Annotated in this window: 16 protein-coding genes; 8 read left to right on the top strand and 8 right to left on the bottom strand. The window is 65.9% G+C overall.

The features are described 5' to 3' along the window. Nucleotides 1-70 precede the first annotated feature (70 nt). Together AAN986_RS07670 and AAN986_RS07665 are read left to right on the top strand one after the other, a co-directional pair. Nucleotides 71-802, top strand: coding sequence for a hypothetical protein (locus AAN986_RS07670; RefSeq protein ID WP_082138147.1), 732 nt, complete (start codon nt 71-73; stop codon nt 800-802). 236 nt (nt 803-1,038) lie between these two features. Then, nucleotides 1,039-1,383 carry a hypothetical protein gene (locus tag AAN986_RS07665; protein WP_223275207.1) on the top strand — a complete coding sequence of 115 codons (345 nt, stop codon included), beginning with the start codon at nt 1,039-1,041 and terminating at the stop codon, nt 1,381-1,383. 12 nt (nt 1,384-1,395) lie between these two features. Here AAN986_RS07665 and AAN986_RS07660 read toward each other — a convergent pair whose 3' ends face one another. Together AAN986_RS07660 and AAN986_RS07655 are read right to left on the bottom strand one after the other, a co-directional pair. Next, nucleotides 1,396-2,388 (bottom strand): Hsp33 family molecular chaperone HslO, encoded by a 993-nt coding sequence (locus tag AAN986_RS07660; protein ID WP_034399424.1) that lies wholly within the window; start codon nt 2,386-2,388, stop codon nt 1,396-1,398. Nucleotides 2,389-2,423: 35 nt separating this feature from the next. Continuing rightward, nucleotides 2,424-2,948, bottom strand: a complete 525-nt coding sequence (locus AAN986_RS07655; protein WP_047219405.1) for a gamma carbonic anhydrase family protein — start codon at nt 2,946-2,948, stop codon at nt 2,424-2,426. 54 nt (nt 2,949-3,002) lie between these two features. Between AAN986_RS07655 and AAN986_RS07650 the strand changes: the two genes are divergently transcribed. The 3 genes from AAN986_RS07650 to AAN986_RS07640 all read left to right on the top strand — a co-directional run bounded on the left by AAN986_RS07650 (nt 3,003) and on the right by AAN986_RS07640 (nt 6,623). Continuing rightward, the gene (locus tag AAN986_RS07650) at nt 3,003-3,809 is read left to right on the top strand and encodes a ferritin-like domain-containing protein (protein ID WP_046240924.1); all 807 of its coding nucleotides are present in this window, start codon (nt 3,003-3,005) and stop codon (nt 3,807-3,809) included. 188 nt (nt 3,810-3,997) lie between these two features. Continuing rightward, a complete protein-coding gene (locus AAN986_RS07645) occupies nt 3,998-5,275 on the top strand; it encodes an HDOD domain-containing protein (RefSeq protein ID WP_016451246.1) in 1,278 nt (425 codons plus the stop codon). A 58-nt stretch (nt 5,276-5,333) separates the two neighbouring features. Continuing rightward, nucleotides 5,334-6,623: an HDOD domain-containing protein gene (locus AAN986_RS07640; protein WP_016447651.1), complete on the top strand. Its 1,290-nt coding sequence runs from the start codon at nt 5,334-5,336 to the stop codon at nt 6,621-6,623. Nucleotides 6,624-6,719: 96 nt separating this feature from the next. On the opposite strand, the gene AAN986_RS07635 is transcribed toward AAN986_RS07640, so the two are convergent. The 3 genes from AAN986_RS07635 to AAN986_RS07625 form a co-directional block, all read right to left on the bottom strand. Next, nucleotides 6,720-7,718, bottom strand: coding sequence for a tripartite tricarboxylate transporter substrate binding protein (locus tag AAN986_RS07635; protein WP_016447652.1), 999 nt, complete (start codon nt 7,716-7,718; stop codon nt 6,720-6,722). A gap of 131 nt (nt 7,719-7,849) precedes the next feature. Beyond that, entirely contained in the window at nt 7,850-8,806 is a 957-nt protein-coding gene (xerD, locus tag AAN986_RS07630) for a site-specific tyrosine recombinase XerD (protein WP_047219412.1), read from the bottom strand. Between the two features lie 103 nt (nt 8,807-8,909). Further along, nucleotides 8,910-9,872, bottom strand: coding sequence for a tripartite tricarboxylate transporter substrate binding protein BugE (locus AAN986_RS07625; protein ID WP_016447654.1), 963 nt, complete (start codon nt 9,870-9,872; stop codon nt 8,910-8,912). Nucleotides 9,873-10,199: 327 nt separating this feature from the next. On the opposite strand from AAN986_RS07625, the gene AAN986_RS07620 reads away from it, so the two are divergent. Continuing rightward, nucleotides 10,200-11,108 carry an AEC family transporter gene (locus AAN986_RS07620; RefSeq protein ID WP_047219406.1) on the top strand — a complete coding sequence of 303 codons (909 nt, stop codon included), beginning with the start codon at nt 10,200-10,202 and terminating at the stop codon, nt 11,106-11,108. 21 nt (nt 11,109-11,129) lie between these two features. Here AAN986_RS07620 and AAN986_RS07615 read toward each other — a convergent pair whose 3' ends face one another. After that, a complete protein-coding gene (locus tag AAN986_RS07615; protein WP_016447656.1) occupies nt 11,130-12,023 on the bottom strand; it encodes a LysR family transcriptional regulator in 894 nt (297 codons plus the stop codon). 231 nt (nt 12,024-12,254) lie between these two features. On the opposite strand from AAN986_RS07615, the gene AAN986_RS07610 reads away from it, so the two are divergent. Both AAN986_RS07610 and speB read left to right on the top strand, forming a co-directional pair. Then, complete coding sequence (locus AAN986_RS07610) at nt 12,255-13,643, top strand: sodium:solute symporter (protein ID WP_047219407.1); 1,389 nt, start codon at nt 12,255-12,257, stop codon at nt 13,641-13,643. 14 nt (nt 13,644-13,657) lie between these two features. Further along, on the top strand, nt 13,658-14,728 hold the full coding sequence (speB, locus tag AAN986_RS07605; protein WP_047219408.1) for an agmatinase: 1,071 nt from the start codon (nt 13,658-13,660) through the stop codon (nt 14,726-14,728). Here the strand turns inward: speB and AAN986_RS07600 are convergent. After that, nucleotides 14,725-15,726 carry a helix-turn-helix transcriptional regulator gene (locus AAN986_RS07600; RefSeq protein WP_156180028.1) on the bottom strand — a complete coding sequence of 334 codons (1,002 nt, stop codon included), beginning with the start codon at nt 15,724-15,726 and terminating at the stop codon, nt 14,725-14,727. The genes speB and AAN986_RS07600 overlap by 4 nt on opposite strands. Nucleotides 15,727-15,974: 248 nt before the next feature. Next, on the bottom strand, nt 15,975-19,010 hold the full coding sequence (locus tag AAN986_RS07595; protein ID WP_047219409.1) for a diguanylate cyclase: 3,036 nt from the start codon (nt 19,008-19,010) through the stop codon (nt 15,975-15,977). Between the last annotated feature and the right edge of the window lie 106 nt (nt 19,011-19,116).

Raw genomic sequence — 19,116 nt, 5'->3', positions numbered from 1 at the left:
CGGACCGTACTTTCCAGAGTGCATGCATCGCGGATAGAATCCTTTGCTTCAATAAGGAGGGAGTATCCAAATGCAATTCAAAACAAACACAGCCGCAGCTCTTTGCACGCTTCTGGCACCATTTTTTCTCACCGCTTGTGGTGGCGGGGGCAACGATAGCAACGAGCCCTTACCTCTAACCGCTGCTCATTGCTTTGATGACACCAGATATCAGCTGGGAAAAAAGATACAGCAAGAATATTTGGAGGGCAACCTTAAATATCCTCTTTTGCGCACAGTGGAAACCACTACAAGAAATACCAACTTCGGCGGCCATAAAAATCTCATAGAATACACTGCAACAATCAGTATTGCAGAAGAACCATCAATTCAACTCAGAAGAACTCTTGTCTATCTGACTCCGGAGGCACCTTTCGTGTATTGGACCTACGGCTCCATCACGGAGATACTTGGCGACTTCCCCGCAAAGTACAGTACTGTATATTCCGAGCCTGTCATCAACCGAAGGGCCATGCTGAAGCAGGGAGAATCTCTGAGCTATCGCATACGCGGAGAACAAACCAGCGATCAGTACACTGAAAAACATCCCGTAGATGAAACTTATACCCAGACCTATCTTGGTGATGAAACCGTGATGATCGGTGACCGAAAAGTCAATGCATGCAAATTCGACATCGTAACCGGCAACAGAAGCTCTCGTGAATTTATATACAGAAGCTTGCCGATTCTGCGAAGCAGCATTGATGAGAAATCTATTTATGAAAAAACCGTCAAACTGACTCTTGATGGAAAAGATTACTGATTTTTCGAGCCTAACCCACTGATAGAAAGGCACCTTCAAGAGGTGCCTTTCTTATAAGAGCAGAGATAGTCAGCGTCCCCATGAATACTATGAGGCCTCTACCATCACGCGCCATGCATTGCGCGACCGCATTCCCCAGCATGCTCCTGCTGGGCCCACCAGCGTTGGCACGATCTATGGCTAACGCACTGAACCACTCTTGGCTCAAGCACCAAGGCAACGCGGATTGGTGCTGTGTGGTTGCCGCACCAGCCGCATCGCTGCCCTCGGACTTCGCAATCTACCTGCTCGCCACGGACTGGCGCAATGCCCATGAAGAATTTTCCGCTCAGGAACAGCACTGGCGCAACCGTCTTCGCTCCGAAGCGCGCGACTACGTCGTGCTGCATGGCAGCACGACCCGGCAATGGCAACAGCTGGCCGAGTCGCTCAGGCTCAAGGCTCCGCAAATGGACTGGTCCTGGCTGCCCGCAAGCCCCGCGCAACGCGGCGCCCGCCTTCGCCCCTACGGCTGCGAGCAATGCAGCGACCCGGACTGCGAGCGGCGATTGTTCGACGCGCTGCGCAGCGGGCGGGACTGACTCCGAGCGTATTTACTGCACGTTCTTCGAGGTCGGCGGCTGCTTGCCGGCCTCGGTGAACAGCTGGGCTGCGTCGATGGGATCGAACTCGTACTGCTTGCCGCAGAAGTCGCAGCCCACCTCGATGCTGCCGCGCTCCTCCAGGATGCTCTCCACCTCTTCGGAGCCCAGCGACACCAGCATGGACGCCACACGGTCACGGCTGCAGGTGCACGCAAAGCGCGGATGCTCCTCGTCCTGCTGGGGCACGAAGCGCATCAGCTTCTCTTCCCAGAACAGGCGGCGCAGTATGGTCTCCACATCCAGCGTGAGCAGCTCGTCGCGCGTGAGGCTGGAGGCCAGCGTGGCGATACGGTTGTAGTCCTCGTTCAGCCCGATGGCATCCTGACCCGACTGCTCGCTTTCGGTGGCAGCGGCCAGGTTGGCCTCACCCTTGACCGGCATGCGCTGGATCAGCAGGCCGGCGGCCACCTGGTCGTCGGCCGCCAGCACCAGCACGGTGTCCAGCTGTTCCGACTGCAGCATGTAGTGCTGCAGCGCGTCGGACACCTTGGTGAAGCGCCGGCCCTGCGCATCCTGCAGCGGCACCACGCCCTGGTAGGGCTGCTGGCCCGGCTGGCGCCCCTTGGGGTCCAGCGTGATGGCGCAGCGGCCGCCGCCGTGCACATTGAGCAGTTGTTCCAGCGTGGCGCCTTCGGGAGGGTCGCCGATCAGGGTGGCGGTGGCGCGCAGGCCGAAATCGGACTGCACCTCGGCCACAGCCAGCTTGACCGGGCCATCGCCCATGACCTGGAAGACCAGGGCGCCGTTGAACTTGATATTGGACTGCATGAGCACGCCCGCAGCCGCCATTTCTCCCAGCAGTTCGCTCACGGCAGCGGGGTAGGCGCCGGTCTCGCCGTTGCCCGCGCGGCGCTGCAGGATTTCCTGCCAGGCATCGGTGAGGCGAACGATGGAGCCGCGCACGGGCAGGCCTTCGAAGATGAATTTATGCAGTTCAGACACGCTGATGGATTCCGTAAAAAAGTGCCGGGCCTCGCTCAGCCCAGCTTGCGCAGCCCGGTCTTGAACCGTCGCGCATTGTCGACATAGTGTTGGGCGCTGCGGCGCAAGCCCTCGATCTGCTCGGGCGTCAATTGGCGCACGGCCTTGGCCGGGCTGCCGATGATCATCGAGCCATCGGGAAATTCCTTGCCTTCGGTGATGAGGGCGCCTGCGCCGACCAGGCAGTTGCGGCCGATCTTCGCGCCGTTGAGCACCACGGCACCGATGCCTATCAGCGACTCGTCGCCAATGGTGCAGCCATGCAGCATGACCTGGTGGCCCACGGTCACGTGGCGCCCCACGACCAGCGGCTTGCCCAGGTCGGCATGCAGCACGCTGGCGTCCTGGATGTTGCTGCCCTCACCGATGGTGATGCTCTCGCAGTCGCCGCGCAGCACGGCGCCGAACCAGATGCTGGCGTCTTCGGCCAGCTGCACATTGCCCACCACTTCGGCGCTGTCGGCCACCCAGGCCGACGCCGCCACTTCAGGGGCCACTCCATCCAGTTCATAGATCGCCATGGGTCTTTGTCTCCGTCAATTATTGGTGATGGCAGGAAACCTAGAATTGTAGGGATGGAGTTACGTCACCGCGCCCTTGAGGTCTTGTGCCTCACGGACCCCGAAGAAAAGGCCGCCGCCGCGTTGGACATGTATGCGCGGCAGGCGCTTTATTCAATAGCACCGCAGGCACCGGCCCTGCCGGATCCCGCGCCGGACCTGCCGGGCCGCCCGCTGCGGCCCGAGCTGCGCCACCACACCGCCGTTGCAAGGCGTTCGCCGGCGACGCCGGAAGGCCGGGCCGTGCTGATCCACGCCATAGCCCACATCGAGTTCAACGCCATCAATCTGGCGCTGGACGCCGTCTGGCGCTTTGACGGCATGCCACAGCAGTACTACCTGGACTGGCTGCAGGTGGCCGCCGAGGAGGCCAAGCACTTTCGCCTGCTGCGCGAGCATCTGCGTGCGCACCTGGGCCACGACTACGGCGATTTCCCGGCCCACCAGGGCCTGTGGACCATGTGCGAGAAGACCGCCCATGACGTGGTGGCCCGCATGGCCCTGGTGCCGCGCACGCTGGAGGCGCGCGGCCTGGACGCCACGCCCCAGATCCAGAACAAGCTGCGCAACACGCGCGCGCCCGATGCGCTGGCGGCGGTGGACATCCTCGACATCATCCTGCGCGAGGAAGTGGGCCACGTGGCCATAGGCAATCATTGGTACCGCTGGCTGTGCGAGCGCGAAGGCCTGGAGCCCGAGGCCCACTACCAGGCGCTGACCCTGCGCTACGAGGCGCCGCGCCTGCGCCCGCCCTTCAACGAACGCGCACGCCGCGCCGCAGGCTTCACCGATACTGAACTGGCCTGGTTGCAGCAGGTCTGAAGAAAGCCTGCCTGCGCCGTGCGGACAGGCCCAGGCCGCTCGTGAAGCCACACAATGGTTTACAAACTAGGATGGGTCCGACTCCGCAATCGGACTTGTCCCAGCAGACACTGCCTGTCGGCATATTTATTCAGAACATTCCTACAATCAGATCTGCTGCTTCCCGTGTCCCTTCGACCGAACACTCCATGACCGAATTGCCTGTCCATCTCTTCAACGATGCCCCTGTGGCCAGCCCCGCGTCCACGGATCGGGGAATGATTGCGCGCCAGGCCATCGTCAACGGGGTGCAGCAGATCATCGGCTATGAGCTTTTCAACCGTTCGCGCGCCTACCCGGACCATACGGCGGCCTCGGATGTGTCCCTGGTGTTCACGGCCCTGTCGCATGCGGGCGAAGAAGATCTGGTTGGCACCAAGTTGATGTTCGTCAACTGCACGCATGAAAGCCTGGCCGGCGGGCATCTGGAGCTGCTCAACCCCGACAAGGTGGTGCTGGAGATACCTCCGCTGGGCCTGGCCGCCCAGCAGGAGGTACAGGCCCGCCTGCCCATCCTCAGCAATCTGCGCGCACGCGGTTTCAACCTGGCCTTCAATCACACGGTGCTGGAGTCCGCCTATGCAGCCTGGCTGCCCCTGGCCGACTACATCAAGTTCGACCTGTCCGTGCTGGCCCCTGACCAGTTGGCCGTGCTGGTCAATTTTGCCGGCCGCCACACGCGCGCCGAGCTGATCGCCGAGAAGGTGGAAAGCGCCCAGCAGCATGAGCAGGTGGGCCGCCTGGGCATACAGCTGTTCCAGGGCTTCTGGTTCGCGCGGCCCACGGTGGTGCGCACCAAGCTGCTGTCGCCCTCGCAGCAAAGCATTGTCCAGCTGCTGAATCTGGTGCGCCAGCAGGCCAGCACCGATGCCATCGAGGATGTGCTCAAGAAGGATGCGGGCCTGGCCTTCAACCTGATGCGCCTGATCAATTCCGTGGGCTTCGGCGTGCAGCGCGAGATCACCTCGTTCCGCCAGGCCGTGATGCTCATGGGCCTCAAGAAGCTGTTCCGCTGGGCGGCCATGCTGCTGACCGCATCGCGCAACGGCGGCCCGCCGCCGGCCATCGGCCAGACCGCCGTGATCCGCGGGCGACTGATGGAGCTGCTGGCCCAGGAATCGCTGAGCGAGGAAGACTCCGACCAGGCCTTCGTCGTCGGCATCTTCTCGCTGCTGGGCAGCATGCTGGACCTGCCGCAGGACGTGGCCATGAGCCTGATCCCCGTGCCCGACGCCGTCTCCGCCGCCGTGCTGCGCCACGAAGGCGTGCTGGGCGAGCTGCTGATCCTGGCCCAGGCCTGCGAAGCCAGCGACGATGCAGCCTTCCACCGCAGCGCAGGCGCGCTGCGCCTGAGCAGCCAGCAGATCAACTGGGCCCATCTGCAGGCCCTGGCCTGGACCGACCAACTGGCAGACAGCTCGCTATAGCTATAAGCTATAGAACGCCATCGAAAGCCATCGCTCATCCATCTTTCTCAGCTTCCAAATGACTACCAACGACAACTCCTCCGCTCCGCCGCCCCCCCTGCCAGCCGGGGTGGAGGACGGGCAGGTGGCCGTCATTGCGCGCCAGGCCATCGTCAACGAGGCGCGCGATGTCTTCGGCTATGAGCTTTTCGACCGCTCCACGGCCCAGCATGCGCACACGGCTGCCTCCGATGCCGCCCTGCTCTTCAACGCGCTGTCGTATGCGGGCGCCGAAGCGCTGGTGGGCAAGAAGACAGTCTTCATCAACTGCACGCATGACAGCCTGGCCGGCGGCCACTTGGAACTGATCCACCCCGACAAGGTGGTGCTGGAGGTACCCACGCTGGGCGAGAACGCCACGGCTGCCGATATCGAGGAACGCCTGCCCACCTTCCAGGCCCTGCGCCAGCGCGGCTTCCGCCTGGCCTTCAACCAGCACCTGCTGCGCCGCGCCTATGCCAGCTGGCTGCCTGCGGCCGCCTTCATCAAGCTGGACATGCAGACCTTCGCACTGGCCGATGCCGAGACCCTGGTGAAGTTCGCGCGCGCCCATACCAATGCCCAGATCGTGGCCGAAAAGGTCGAGACCTCCGAGCAGTTCGAGCGCATGCGCGACCTGGGCGTGCGGCTGTTCCAGGGCTTTTGGTTCGCCCAGCCGCAACTCGTGCAGGCGCGCACCATCCGCCCCACGCAGGCCACCATCATCCAGCTGATCAATCTGGTGCGCCAGCAGGCCAGCACGGACGAGATCGAAGCCCTGCTCAAGAAGGATCCCACGCTGTCCTTCAACCTGCTGCGCTTCATCAACTCCTCGGGTTTCGGCCTGTCGTGCGAGATCACCTCGTTCCGCCACGCGGTGATGATCCTGGGCCTCAAGAAGCTGTTCCGCTGGGCGGCCCTGCTTTTGACCACTTCGCGCGCGGGCGGCACGCCGCCGGCCGTGGGCCAGACCGCCGTGGTGCGCGGGCGCCTGATGGAGTTGCTGACGGCCGAGCTGCTCTCGCCCGAGGAGTGCGACAACGCCTTCGTGGTCGGCGTGTTCTCGCTGCTGGACGTGATGCTGGGCCAGCCCATGGAAAAGGCGCTGGAGTCCATCGCCCTGCCCCAGCCCGTGATCGATGCGCTGGTGCACAACAAGGGCGTGTTCGCGCCCTTCCTGGAGCTGACGCGTGCCTGCGAAAGCGGCGATGACGAAGGCTTCGCGCGCGCAGCCAATGCACTGCAGCTGTCCAACCACCAGGTCAACTGGGCGCATCTGCAGGCCCTGGCCTGGGCCGACAATCTCACGGCGGACGAGCCCATGGCATAGGCGGGCCCCGCACATCCGGCACCAAAGACAAAGGGCTTGCGGCCATGACGGCTGCAAGCCCTTTTTGCATGGGCGCCGGTGGCGCCCTGCGCTCCATCAATTGAGCTTGATGCCGGCTGCGCGAATGATGCGCGCGTTGGACTGGGACTCGGCCTCGATCTGGCGTGCAAAGTCCTCGGCCTTGCCGCCCATGGCCACGTTGTCGGTGGCCTCCAGCTTGGCGCGCATGTCCGGCTGGGCCAGCACCTGGTTGATCTCGGCATTGAGCTTTTGCAGCACGGGCGCAGGCGTTCCAGCGGGCGCGAAGATGCCGAACACCGAGGTCATGTTGGCGCTCTTGTAGCCCAGTTCGGCCAGCGTGGGAACGCCGGGCAGCGACTCCAGGCGCTGGGGTGCACCCACGGCCAGGGCCTTGAACTTGCCCGCCTTGATGTGCTGCAAAACGGCCGGGCCGGCATTGGTGGACAGCACTTCGAACTGCGCGCTCAGGCCGTCATTGAGCTGCTGCCCGCCGCCCTTGTAGGGAATGTGCGTGATCCGGACCTGCGAGGCATGCATGATCTGCTCGAGCATGATGTGGCCCAGCGAGGCCAGGCCGGCCGTGGCCCAGCGCACTTCGCCGGGCTGCGCCTTGGCCTGGGCCACCAGCGCATTGAAGTCGGCCGCCGTGGAGCGGGCCGTGCCCAGCAGCAGCACGGGCGAGTACATCACGCTGGTCACGGGCACCAGGTCGCGCTGCGGATCGAACAGGGGCTTGCCCAGGTGCGGGCTCAGCGTCAGCGGGCTGATGGAGGAAAAGCCCAGCGTGTAGCCATCGGGTGCGGCCTTGGCCACCAGGTCCAGGCCGATGGCGCCGCCGGCGCCGGCCTTGTTGTCCACCACCACGGGCTGGCCCAGGCGGGCGGCCAGCTTCTCGCCCAGGGCGCGGGCTACCACATCGCTGACGCCGCCGGCCGGGTAGGAAACCACCACGCGGATGGGCCGGCTGGGCCATGCCGCATCGGCAGCCGACGCAGACATCGGCAGGGCCGCGGCAGCCACCGTCGCCGCCAGCATGGAAGTCACCAGCACATGCCGGCGCAGGAAATCAGTCATCGAGAACTCCGCAGAAACACATCGAACACGGCGGTGATTGTTGTGCAAAGCACATATCCCCGAGGCGGGCTTTGCCACTTCGACGGTTTCAACGCCAGAAATAGGCAATCCGGCGAACCGACCACATCCAATCAACCACGCGGATGGTGCAAAGCGTGCAGGGCCTTGAGCCGCTCGCGCGCCACATGGGTGTAGATGGTGGTGGTGGAAATATCGGCATGGCCCAGCAGCATCTGCACCACGCGCAGGTCAGCGCCGTGGTTGAGCAAATGCGTGGCGAAGGCATGGCGCAGCGTGTGCGGCGACAGCGGTGCCGCAATGCCGGCCATCTGCGCACAGCGCTTGACGATGACCCAGAACATCACGCGGCTCATCGCAGCCCCTCGCTGGGTCACGAAGACCGCATCGCTGCGCTGCCCGCCCAGGATGGCGCCGCGTGCCGTGGCCAGATAGCGCTCCAGCCACCAATGTGCCTCCTGGCCGAAAGGCACCAGTCTTTCCTTTTGCCCCTTGCCGGTCACGCGCAGCACGCCCGAGCGCAGATCGATGCCATGCATCGGCAGATCCACCAGCTCGCTCACGCGCAGGCCGCTGGCGTACATCAGCTCCAGCATGGCGCGGTCACGCAGGCCCAGCGGCGTATCGACATCGGGCGCCTTGAGCAGCGCCTCCACCTGAGCCTGCGTCAGCGTATGCGGCACGCGCGGCGGCTGCCGTGCCGCCAGCATGCGCACCGTGGGATCGGCCGCAATGCGCTGCTCGCGCAGCGCCCAGTGGTAGTAGCGGCGCAGCACCGTCAACCGCCGGTTGGAAGAACTGGCCTTGGTCTGCTCCACCCGCACCGCGAAATAGCCCTGCAGTTCCAGCTCGCCCGCCGCATCCAGCGCCAGCGGCGGCCGCTGGTGCGCCAGCCACCGGCCCCAGGCCATCAGATCGCGGCGGTAGGCCGCCAGCGTATTGCGCGACAGCCCGTCCTCCAGCAGCAGCGCATCCATGAACAGGTCCAGCGCATCCAGGCTGGCCGGCAGCGGCGCGGGCCAGGATGCAGGATCGGCGGCAGGTTCGGCTTCGGCAACCGAGGGGGACATGATGGAAGCGGCAGGCACTTGGGACATCCCATCAAGCCTACAACGAAAAAACCCGAGGTCCGCAAGGAGCCTCGGGTTCTGAGCCAACCGCTCAGGGCGGTGCTTACTCCAGCGTGAGTTTTTGCTGGGCAACCACCTTCTTGTAGGTCTCGTACTCTTCCTTGATCTGCTTGGCGAACTCTTCAGGCGAGTTGCCGATGACCAGGGAGCCCGTGTCCTCGATGCGCTTGCGCACGGCCGGGTCCTGCAGCACCTTGCGCACGGCGGCGTTGATCTTGTCCACCACATCCTTGGGCATGTTCTTGGGGCCCAGGATGCCGTAGTAGGCCATGCGGTTCACCGGCTCCAGGCCCACTTCCTTGAAGGTGGGCACATTGGGCAGCACGGCCAGGCGCTGGGGCGCGGCCACCACGATGGGCACCAGGCGGTTGTCCTTGATGAACGGCAGGGCCGAGGGCAGGTTGTCCAGCACCATGGGCACCTGGCCCGCCACCACGTCGTTGAGCGCAGGGCCCGCGCCGCGGTAGGGGATGTGGGTGACGAAGGTGTTGGTCAGGCTCTTGTACAGCTCCATCAGCATGTGCTGGATGCCGCCCGTGCCCGAGGACGCATAGGAGTACTTGCCCTGGGACTTCTTGAGTTCGGCCTCGAAGCTCTTGTAGTCCTTGGCGGGGAACTTGGGGTTCACCGCAATCACGTTGGGCGTGGCCGCCACGTTGATGATGGGCGTGAAGTCCGTCAGCGTGTTGTAGGAGATCTTGGGGTTGATCGCGGGGTTGGTCGCCGTGGTCGAGACCGTGGCGATGCCCAGGCTGTAGCCATCGGGCTGCGAGCGCGCGGTTTCCATGGCGCCGATGACGCCACCGCCGCCGCCGCGGTTGTCCACCACCACGGGCTGGCCCAGTTCCTTGGTCAGGGGTTCGGCGATCACGCGGGCGATGATGTCGGTCGTGCCACCGGGGGCGAAGGGCACCACCAGCTTGATCGGCTTGGTGGGGTAGGCCTGGGCCAGGGCTCCGGTGCTTGCGAGGACCAGGGTCAGTCCCATCCAGCTGCGACGATTCATACAGGATCTCCTTTTGGGGGTCGTGTTGACGAAGAGGTTTTCATGGACATCCGCAAGGCCGTGCCTGCGGATGGATGGTCTGCGAAATGAAGGCTCGCAAACGCTGCCACGGAACAGCCATGTTGGGGCCTGGAGCCCGCTGCGCGCTTGACGGTCGTCAGGACCTGCGCTTTCGGATCGGCTGTGTGGACCCCAGCGATGCTAAGGCCCGGGGCCCGGTTGTCACAGTTTGTCGCAGCACTGATTTCCCGGTGTTTACCCCTAGCCTCGCGCCATGGTTTCTCGGGAGACGCGGCGACTGCGGGGTTGCGCTTATGCTCAGCCCCCGTGAACTACGCCGTGCTGCTCTTCCCCGATTTTTCGCTCATCGTGCTTGGCTACGTGCTGTGCCGCTTCACACAGCTCAATCGCACGGTCTGGCAGGCGGTGGAGGCGCTGGTGTACTACCTGCTGTTCCCGGTGCTGCTGTTCCACTCCATCGTCAAGAGCCCGGTGGACTGGGGTGCCACCTCCCACTTGCTGGCCGCTGGCGTGTGTGCGGCCCTGGTCGGCATCGGCCTGGCCTACAGCCTGCCCTGGTGGCCGGGCCTGCGCGGCCGCATCGATGTGCGCGAGCATGCCGGCGCCGTGCAGGTGGCGTTTCGCTTCAACTCCTTCATCGGCCTGGCGCTGGCCAGCCGGCTGGCGGGGCCTGAGGGCCTGCTGTTCATCTCGGTGCTGATCGGCGTGAGCGTGCCGCTGTGCAATATCGCGGCCGTCTGGCCCATGGCGCGCGGCAGCAACCAGCACTTCCTGGGGCAACTGGTGCGCAATCCGCTGATCGTCGGCACGCTGTCGGGCCTGGTGTTCAGCGCGCTGGGGCTGAAGCTGCCCGCACTGCTCGAGCCGTCAGTCTCCCGCATAGGCGCAGCCTCCATCGCGCTGGGCCTGATGTCGGCCGGCGCCGGCATGCAGTTCGGCGCGCTGGCCGCCGGCAAGCTGCTGGCCGTGTGCCTGCTGGCCGTGCGGCATCTGGTGCAGCCGCTGATCGCCTATGCCATGGTGCGGGCATTTGGCCTCAGCGGTGCGCAGGCCCTGATCCTCATGGCCTTCTCGGCCCTGCCCACGGCATCGTCATGCTATGTGCTGGCCGCACGCATGGGCTACAACGGCTCGTATGTGGCGGGGCTGGTCACGCTGTCCACGCTGCTGGGCGTGCTCAGCCTGCCGTTTGCGCTGAGCCTGCTGCAGTTCTGATGCCGCTGTGCCGCGGCGCCCCTACAGCACGGCACGCATGTCGTCCGTGAAGGCGGCCGTGATGTCGTCCTGGCGTGCGCGCTTCCTGGCCACCATGGTGATGTCCACGTCATAGCTGAAGAGGGATTCGTCCAGCGCGTGCAGCAGGCCGGCAGCCACATAGGGCGCTGCGTAATGCTCTGGCAGGTAGCCCAGGTGGGCGCCTGACAGGATGAGGATGGCGGCCGCCTCCATGTTGTCCGCCTCCGAGGTGACATGGCGCGGGCGCCCCGTCAGCGGTGCCTGCGGCAGCGGATAGGTGCGCCAGGTCCAGTCGGCTTCGCCCGCCTCCTGCGCGCCGATGCGGCCCGCGCGCGCGGCAAAGGGATGGCTGGCGCTGCAATAGGCCACCTGCCTTTCGCTGAACAGCCGCGTGTATTCCAGCGCCGGGGCGCGGTGCAGGAAATAGCCCACGGCGACCTGCAGCTCATCGCGCAGCAGCATTTCCTCCAGCTCGCGCGGCCCGCGCACCAGCACAGACAGGCGCACGGCCTCGTCGCGCTGGCGAAAGCGCTGTATGGCCCGCCCCATCAACGCGTTGTATTCCGTGGGTGCATTGCCGATCAGGCCGATGGCCAGGCTGCCGACCAGTTGCCTGTGCATGTTGCGCGCCTGCGCGCTGAATCCTTCCAGGCCCTGCAGCGCAGCGCGGGCCAGGTCGACGAAGCGCCGGCCCTTGGCCGTCAGGCGAAAGCCGCCGCGCCCGCGCTCGCACAGGCTGAACCCCAGGCGTGTCTCCAGCGTGGACAGCTGGCTGCTGAGCGTGGACTGCCCCACGCCAAGAATGGCCTGCGCAGCCGATACACCGCCCGCGTCGACGATGGCCAGAAAAACGCGCAGCAGCCGCAGGTCGAGATCTGAAACGGTATGGAGCATGGGGTTTTCACTCAGCAAAGATCGATGTTCATCGATGTTTGTAGATGGAACTTGAAATGGATGCAAGCCCGGCTGCTGTCTAGCATTCACGGCTGTTGCGGCGCGCTTCGGTTCACCGGAGCACGCCGCCAGCGCAGAACAAGAGGGGCGGTCCGTGACATTCACTTGCGTGAATACCGCTGTTTCAGAAGGACCCTGCACACGGGGTCGGAACAAAAGGGGAGAGAGACCATGGTGCTTGATATCTCGGTGGTAGTGATCTACGCGGCAGCCATGCTGCTGCTGGGCTGGTACGGCATGCGCCGCGCGAAGACGCAGGAGGACTTTCTCGTGGCGGGCCGCAACCTCGGGCCGGGCCTGTACATGGGCACCATGGCTGCCACGGTGATCGGCGGGGCCAGCACGGTGGGCACGGTACGCCTGGGCTACGTGTACGGCATCTCGGGCTTGTGGCTGTGCGCGGCTCTGGGTGCGGGCCTGCTGGTGCTGAACCTGTTCCTGGCCAAGCCCCTGCTCAGGCTGCGCATCTGCACCGTGACCCAGGTGCTGGAGCGGCGCTACAGCGCCCGCACCCAGCAGGCCAGCGCACTGGTGATGCTGGCCTATGCGCTGATGCTGGCGGCCACGTCGGTGATCGCCATCGGCACCGTGATGCAGGTGCTGTTCGACCTGCCTCTGTGGATCTCCATCCTGGTGGGCGGGGGCGTCGTGGTCATCTACTCGGCCGTGGGCGGCATGTGGTCGCTGACGCTGACGGACATCGTGCAGTTCGTGATCAAGACCGCGGGCCTGATGCTGATCCTGCTGCCCATCTGCCTGTACCGCGTGGGCGGCTGGGACCAACTGGTTGCACGGCTGCCTGCGTCCAGCTTCGATGTCACATACATCGGCTGGGACACCATCGCCACCTACTTCGTCATCTATTTCTTCGGAATCATGATCGGCCAGGACGTGTGGCAGCGCGTGTTCACGGCCCGCAGCGAACGCGTGGCCGCCGTGGCGGGCAGCCTCGCCGGCCTGTACTGCGTGGTCTACGGGCTGGTCGGCGCCCTGGTGGGCATGGCGGCGCGGGTGCTGCTGCCGGAACTGGACAATCCCAACAACGCCTTTGCCGCCATCGTGCAGGCCAGCCTGCCGGACGGCGTCCGCGGCCTGGTGATCGCTGCCGCGCTGGCCGCCATGATGTCCACCGCCAGCGCGGCCATGCTGGCGGGCTCCACCGTGCTGGCCGAAGACCTCGTGCCCCTGCTGCGGCAAGGCAAGCCGCTGGCCGATGTGCGCTGGCACCGGCTGCTGACGCTGCTGGTGGGCCTTGCCGTGCTGGGCATCGCCCTGGTGGTGGACGACGTGCTCAACGCCCTGACCACAGCCTACAACCTGCTCGTGGGCGGCATGCTGGTGCCGCTGATCGGCGCCATCTACTGGCGCCGCGCCACCACGGCGGGCGCCATTGCCAGCATGCTGCTGGGCTGCGCCACGGCAGTGGTCTTCATGGTCCGCGACGGATTGGCCGCCAACACGCCGATCTACGCCAGCCTGGCCATGAGCACGGCCAGTTTCATCCTCATCAGCCTGGCGCAGCGCTTGCAGCAGCGCTCCCTGTCGGGCATCCAATCCTGAACCAAGGGACACCCATGACCCTCTTGACTGCAGACAGGCTGGCCGCGCTGCGTGCGCGCTTCGGCGGAGACAACGAGTCCGTCATCCACGATCCGCATTTCCGCACCGTGGCCGCCCACATCATCGACGCCAGCGGCACGCGCAGCGCACCCTACGCAGGCATTCCCACGCTGCTGGATGCCCCCATGCACCCCATGGACTGGAGCCGCCCGGACTTCGGCGAACTGCAGGCCGCGCTGATCGGCGTGCCCATGGACCTGGGCATCAGCAACCGCAGCGGCTGCCGCTTCGGGCCCAGGGCGCTGCGTGCGATAGAGCGCGTGGGCCCCTACAACCATGTACTCAGATCCGCGCCCACGCGCGAGCTGCGCGTGGCGGACATCGGCGACGTGCCGCTGTCCAGCCGCTACAGCCTGGAGCAGTCGCACCGCGACATAGAGTCGGCCTTCACGAAGATCCATGCGGCCGGCGTGATTCCGCTGTCTGCGGGCGGAGACCACTCCATCACCCTGCCCATACTGCGCGTGCTGGGCCGCGACCGGCCACTGGCCCTGGTCCACTTCGATGCCCACTGCGATACTGGCGGCCCCTTCGACGGCAGCCGCTTCCACCACGGCGGCCCCTTTCGCCAGGCCGTGCTGGATGGCGTGCTCGACCCCACGCGGACCATACAGATCGGCATACGCGGTGCGGCCGAATATCTCTGGGAGTTCTCCTATGAGTCGGGCATGACGGTGATCCACGCAGAGGACCTTCCCGCGCTGGGCGTGGACGGCGTCATTGCCCGCGCACGCGAGGTGGTGGGCGATGCGCCCGTCTACGTCTCCTTCGACGTCGACTGCCTGGACCCGGCCTTTGCGCCCGGCACGGGCACGCCCGAGGTGGGAGGCCTGACGGTGCGCGAAGCCCAGGCCATGGTGCGCGGCCTGGCCGGCATCCACATCGTGGGCGGTGACGTGGTCGAGGTCTCGCCCGCCTACGACGCCACCACCAACACCGCCCATGCGGGCGCGCAGATGCTGTTCGAAATCCTCAGCCTGATCTGCGCACGCCACGCCGACCGAGGCGCCGCAAGCCCTGTCTAGGTGCCCGCCCCGTCCCCGTGCCGGGTGGACGACCCCATGCCCTCCGCCCCCGGCTCACGCAGCAGCTCCAGCGGCGTGCTGCCGTAGCGTGCCCTGAAGCGCCGGGAAAAATGCGCGAGCGAGTTGAAGCCGCAGCGCTGCGAGATTTCCGTGACGCCCAGCGTTCCCGGCTTCGCTGCGCGCAGCAGCGCATGGGCGCGCTCCAGTCGATAGTCCATGAGTTCGGCGCTGAGGCTGGTGCCTTCGCGCGACAGCCGCGATTGCAGCGAGCGCACGGAAAGTCCCAGCCTCGATGCCACGCGCTCCGGCCCCAGCGCCGGGTCCGGATATTGGCGGGCGATCAATTGGCGCACCCGGCACAACAGCACGTGCATGGGCGCGTCAGGCCGGGCTGCAGCCCTTTCGGCCCCGGCCTGCAGCACGGTCTTCAAGGTGTTGATGACCAGATCGGACAGCTGCGCGGACTCGCCCTCGGGCAGGGGAGCCTGCCATGCATGGATCAGTTGCATCTGCTGGACGAGCAGCTGCAACGACGCGCAGTCAGGCAGGCTGCGTGCCAGCAGTTGCGAAGCCATGCCTGCGCACGAATCGATCAGCGCCAGCGGCACGGCCAGCACGAGCAGGTCCACGGCTTCGTCCTGCCAGATGCGGTAGCCGCACCGCTCGTCCAGCAGGAACAGTTGGCCGGGCTGCGCATGCGACTCGCCGCCCGCAACCGCCGCGCCCGGCCCATCGAGCGCAGACACCCGGGCGCGGCCCTTGAGGTAGAGCAGGCACAGCAGGCTGGCCGGGCTCGCGCGCTGGCAACCCGCCTGCAGGCGCTGCATGCCGTGGCCCGCCGCCATCTGGATGCGGTTGAACACCACCGCGCCCACGCCACGCGATGTGAGCACGGCCTCGAAGCGCTCGGGCCGCGCCACCAGGGGCGTGTGCGGCATCTGCGCCTCACGGCTGGCATCGCTCCAGAATTGCGCTCGCCCCAGGGGGGCGACATGCATCGTGGACCACCGGTTGTATGTCATACATTCCTCGCCCGGCGCGCAGCGCGCGGCCTGTTTTTGTGAGGGGCTGTGCGGGGAAGTCGATCGCGCCCCGGGGACTCGGGCAGACGGACCGACGACAGGGCCACGCGGCAGCATGAACCCTGGATTTTCGGGATTCCGGCGCCATCAGGCCATTGGACCATTCTGAAAATCGGCAGTTGACCGGGATGAATTCCTAGGCCGTTGCGCCGAAGCGGCCCGGATCACCGCGCGATGGCTGGCAGCCGCTCGCTCCACAGCGTGGACTGGTTGCGGCCATTGCGCTTGGAGTAGTACAGCGCCGCATCGGCCCGCTCCAGGCAGCCCTGGGCCGATGCATCGCTGCGCTGCAGCTCGTACACGCCCAGGCTGATGGTGATGTGCAGGTCTCCGGCCTTGCCCGCATCGATGGCCTGCCCGGCAATGGCTTCGCGCAGGCTTTCGGCGCGCCGCAGGCCCACCTCCGCATTGGTGTCGGACAGCAGCACGGCGAATTCCTCGCCGCCCAGCCGGCCCACCATGTCTTCCCTGCGCATCTCCTGCGCCACCGAGGCCAGCAGTTCCTTGAGCACGATGTCGCCCACCGCGTGGCCGTAGCCGTCGTTCACCTGCTTGAAGTGGTCTATGTCCAGCATGATCAGCGTGGAATGCGCGACCAGGCCGCTGCGCAGATGGTCCAGCTCCATCGCCAGCCGCTCCATGAAGGCGCGGCGGTTGGGAATGCCCGTCAGCGCATCGGTCAGCGCCAGCGTTTCCAGCTGGGATTCGCGCTGCTGCCGCTCCGTCGCATCGTGGAAGACCCAGCAATGGCCGATGGAGCGGTCACCGTCGCGCAGCTGCATGCCCTCGATCTCCACATAGTGGCCATCGGGCAGCGCATGCAGGGAGCGGCCGGCCACGGGCCCTGCGCTGAGCACGCCTGCCACCGACGCCGGCAGCAGCTGGATCAGCGCCGGCATGCCCAGCCCCACAAGGGCGGCAGGCGCCATGTCCAGTTGCAGGGCAGCGGCCAGCATGCGGTTGGCCGCCAGCACCTGGCGGCCCTGCGCGTCAGTGACCAGGATGCCTGCGGGAAAGCGGTCGATGATGGCCTCCAGCCGGTGCTGGGTCTCGGCCAGCGCGGTCTCGGCGCGCCGGCGCGCATCGGTGTCGATCATGGTCCAGATGACGCGGCCATCGTCCTCGTCGGGGTCCAGCAGCGAGCCCTGCATGTCGAACCAGTGGTCCGAGCCCGACGGCATGCGCAGGATCCATTCCGTGCGCACCGTGCCGCGTGCGTTGAGCTGCCCGTACAGCTGGCCGAAGCGTTCGAAACTCTCGTCGCTGACATGCAGCGAGCGCAGGTTCACGCCACCGGGCAGCCGCTCCGTCTCGATCTGGAAGGTCTGCGCCGCGCGCTCGTTGGCATAGAGGATTTCGCGCTGGGGACCGGCCATCACGATGAGGGCGCTGCCCCGGTCCAGCAAGGCCTTGATCAGGCGGGACTGCTCCACGCGCTGCTGTATGTCGGTGTGCGTGCCCAGCATGCGCACGGGCTTGCCGTCGGCATCGCGCTGGGTGATCTCGCCGCGCGACTCCACCCACAGCCAGCTGTCGGCCGAGCCGCGCAGCCGCATCTCCACTCGGAAGTCGGCCCCGGCCTCGGCATGGCGCTGCAGCCGCGCCAGCACGCGCGCCCTGTCCGAGGGATGGACCATCGCGCAGAAGGCGTCGTAGTTCATGGGGAACTGGCCTGCCTCGAAGCCCAGCATCTGGTAGCAGCGCGCATCCCACTCCACATGGCCGCTGCGGCAGTCCCACTCCCACAGGCCGTCGCGCACGGCGCCCACCGTCAGGCGCAGGCGCTCCTCGCTGTGGCGTATGGATTCCTGTATGGCCTGGTCCTGCGTGACGTCGTGCACATAGCCATGCCACAGCAGCGAGCCGTCTTCCTCCTGCTGCGGCCGGGCGTGGCCGTGCAGCCAGCGCAGCTCGCCTCCAGGCCCGTAGACGCGGTATTTGTGCTCCCAGACATCCTTGCGCCCCACGCTGTCCTGCACCGAGGTCGCCAGGGCGGGCAGATCCTCGGGGTGCACGCGCTTGAGCAGTTCATGGTCGGCGAACCGGACGGCGTCGGCCCTTGCGCCATGCAGCTCGAAGAACCCCGGGCTGGTGAAGGGAAACTGGAACTGGCCATCCGCGCCGATGCGGAACTGGAACAGCCCCCCGGGCACCTCCTGCGCCAGCCGCGCGAAGCGCCGCTCGCCCTGCAGCCGCATGCGCTCGCTGAGCTGGCGCTGGCGCGCCAGCCACAGCGTCAGCAGTACGGCCAGCAGCAGCACCGCCGTACCTATGCCATTGCGCAGCAGGCCGCGCTCCAGCGATTCCTCCAGCGATTCGAAGATGGCCTTCTTGTCCAGCCCTGCGCTGACGATCAGCGGATAGCCCTCCACCCTGCTCCAGGCATACATGCGCAGCACGCCATCGACCGAGGACTCGGCCTCGTAGGTGCCGCGCTCCATGGCCGGCGCGAACTGTGACACGCGCACATCGGAGACCGAACGCCCCATCACCTCGTCCTGTCCCTGAGAGCGCGCCAGATAGACACCGTCGGTGCGCAGCAGCAAGATCACGTCCTTGGCGCCATCGAAGATGGACTGGAAATACCCCGAGATGTAGTCGGGCGACAGCGACAGCACCAGCACGCCCGAGAAGCGCCCCTGGCGGTACAGCGCGCGGCTCAGCTGTATGGTCCATTTATGGGAGACGCGCCCCTGCACGGGCCGGCCGATGAACATCCCCATGGTCTCGCGGTTGGCATGGACCTGGAAATGCTCCCGGTCGCGGATCGAGACCTTGGCGGCCCGGGTCTGCGCATCCTGCTGCAGATTGGAGTAGACGATGTCCCCGCTCTCGTCGGCCACGGCGATCTGCAGGAAGGTGCCGGCCGGATAGGCATCGAAGGTGGTCTGCACGGCATGCTGAAAGACGTCGGCCTCGCCATCGGCAAAGTCGGACTCCAGGCCGCGCATGGTGTAGTCCAGGCCGGACAGCAGGGTCTGCACCTGCACCGAAACCGCATGCGACATCTGCCCCACGCGCAGCCAGGACTGGGCTTCGGTGAAGTTTCGCTGCGTGCGATGGCTGTCCACCAGCACCGTCCAGTACGCCACCGTGGCCAGCAGCACGCAGCACAGGCCTACCCAGACGGCCACGGCGGTCTGGGTGAGAGGTTCGGCGTTCAGCAGACGGAAAGGCTTTGCGCGCATATCGAACACCATGTTGAGTCACACAGACCCCGCGCCCTCAGGGGCGGTGGCCCGCAACAGGCCGCCGGGGAGCCATCAGACTGAGCGCAACAATTGTTTCACACACCAGCGCCCCGGC

The organism is Delftia sp. DS1230, from assembly GCF_040112715.1.
Lineage (GTDB): Bacteria > Pseudomonadota > Gammaproteobacteria > Burkholderiales > Burkholderiaceae_C > Comamonas > Comamonas tsuruhatensis.
The sequence above is the reverse complement of the archived record's forward strand: the minus strand, read 5'-3'. Positions and strand labels throughout refer to the sequence as shown.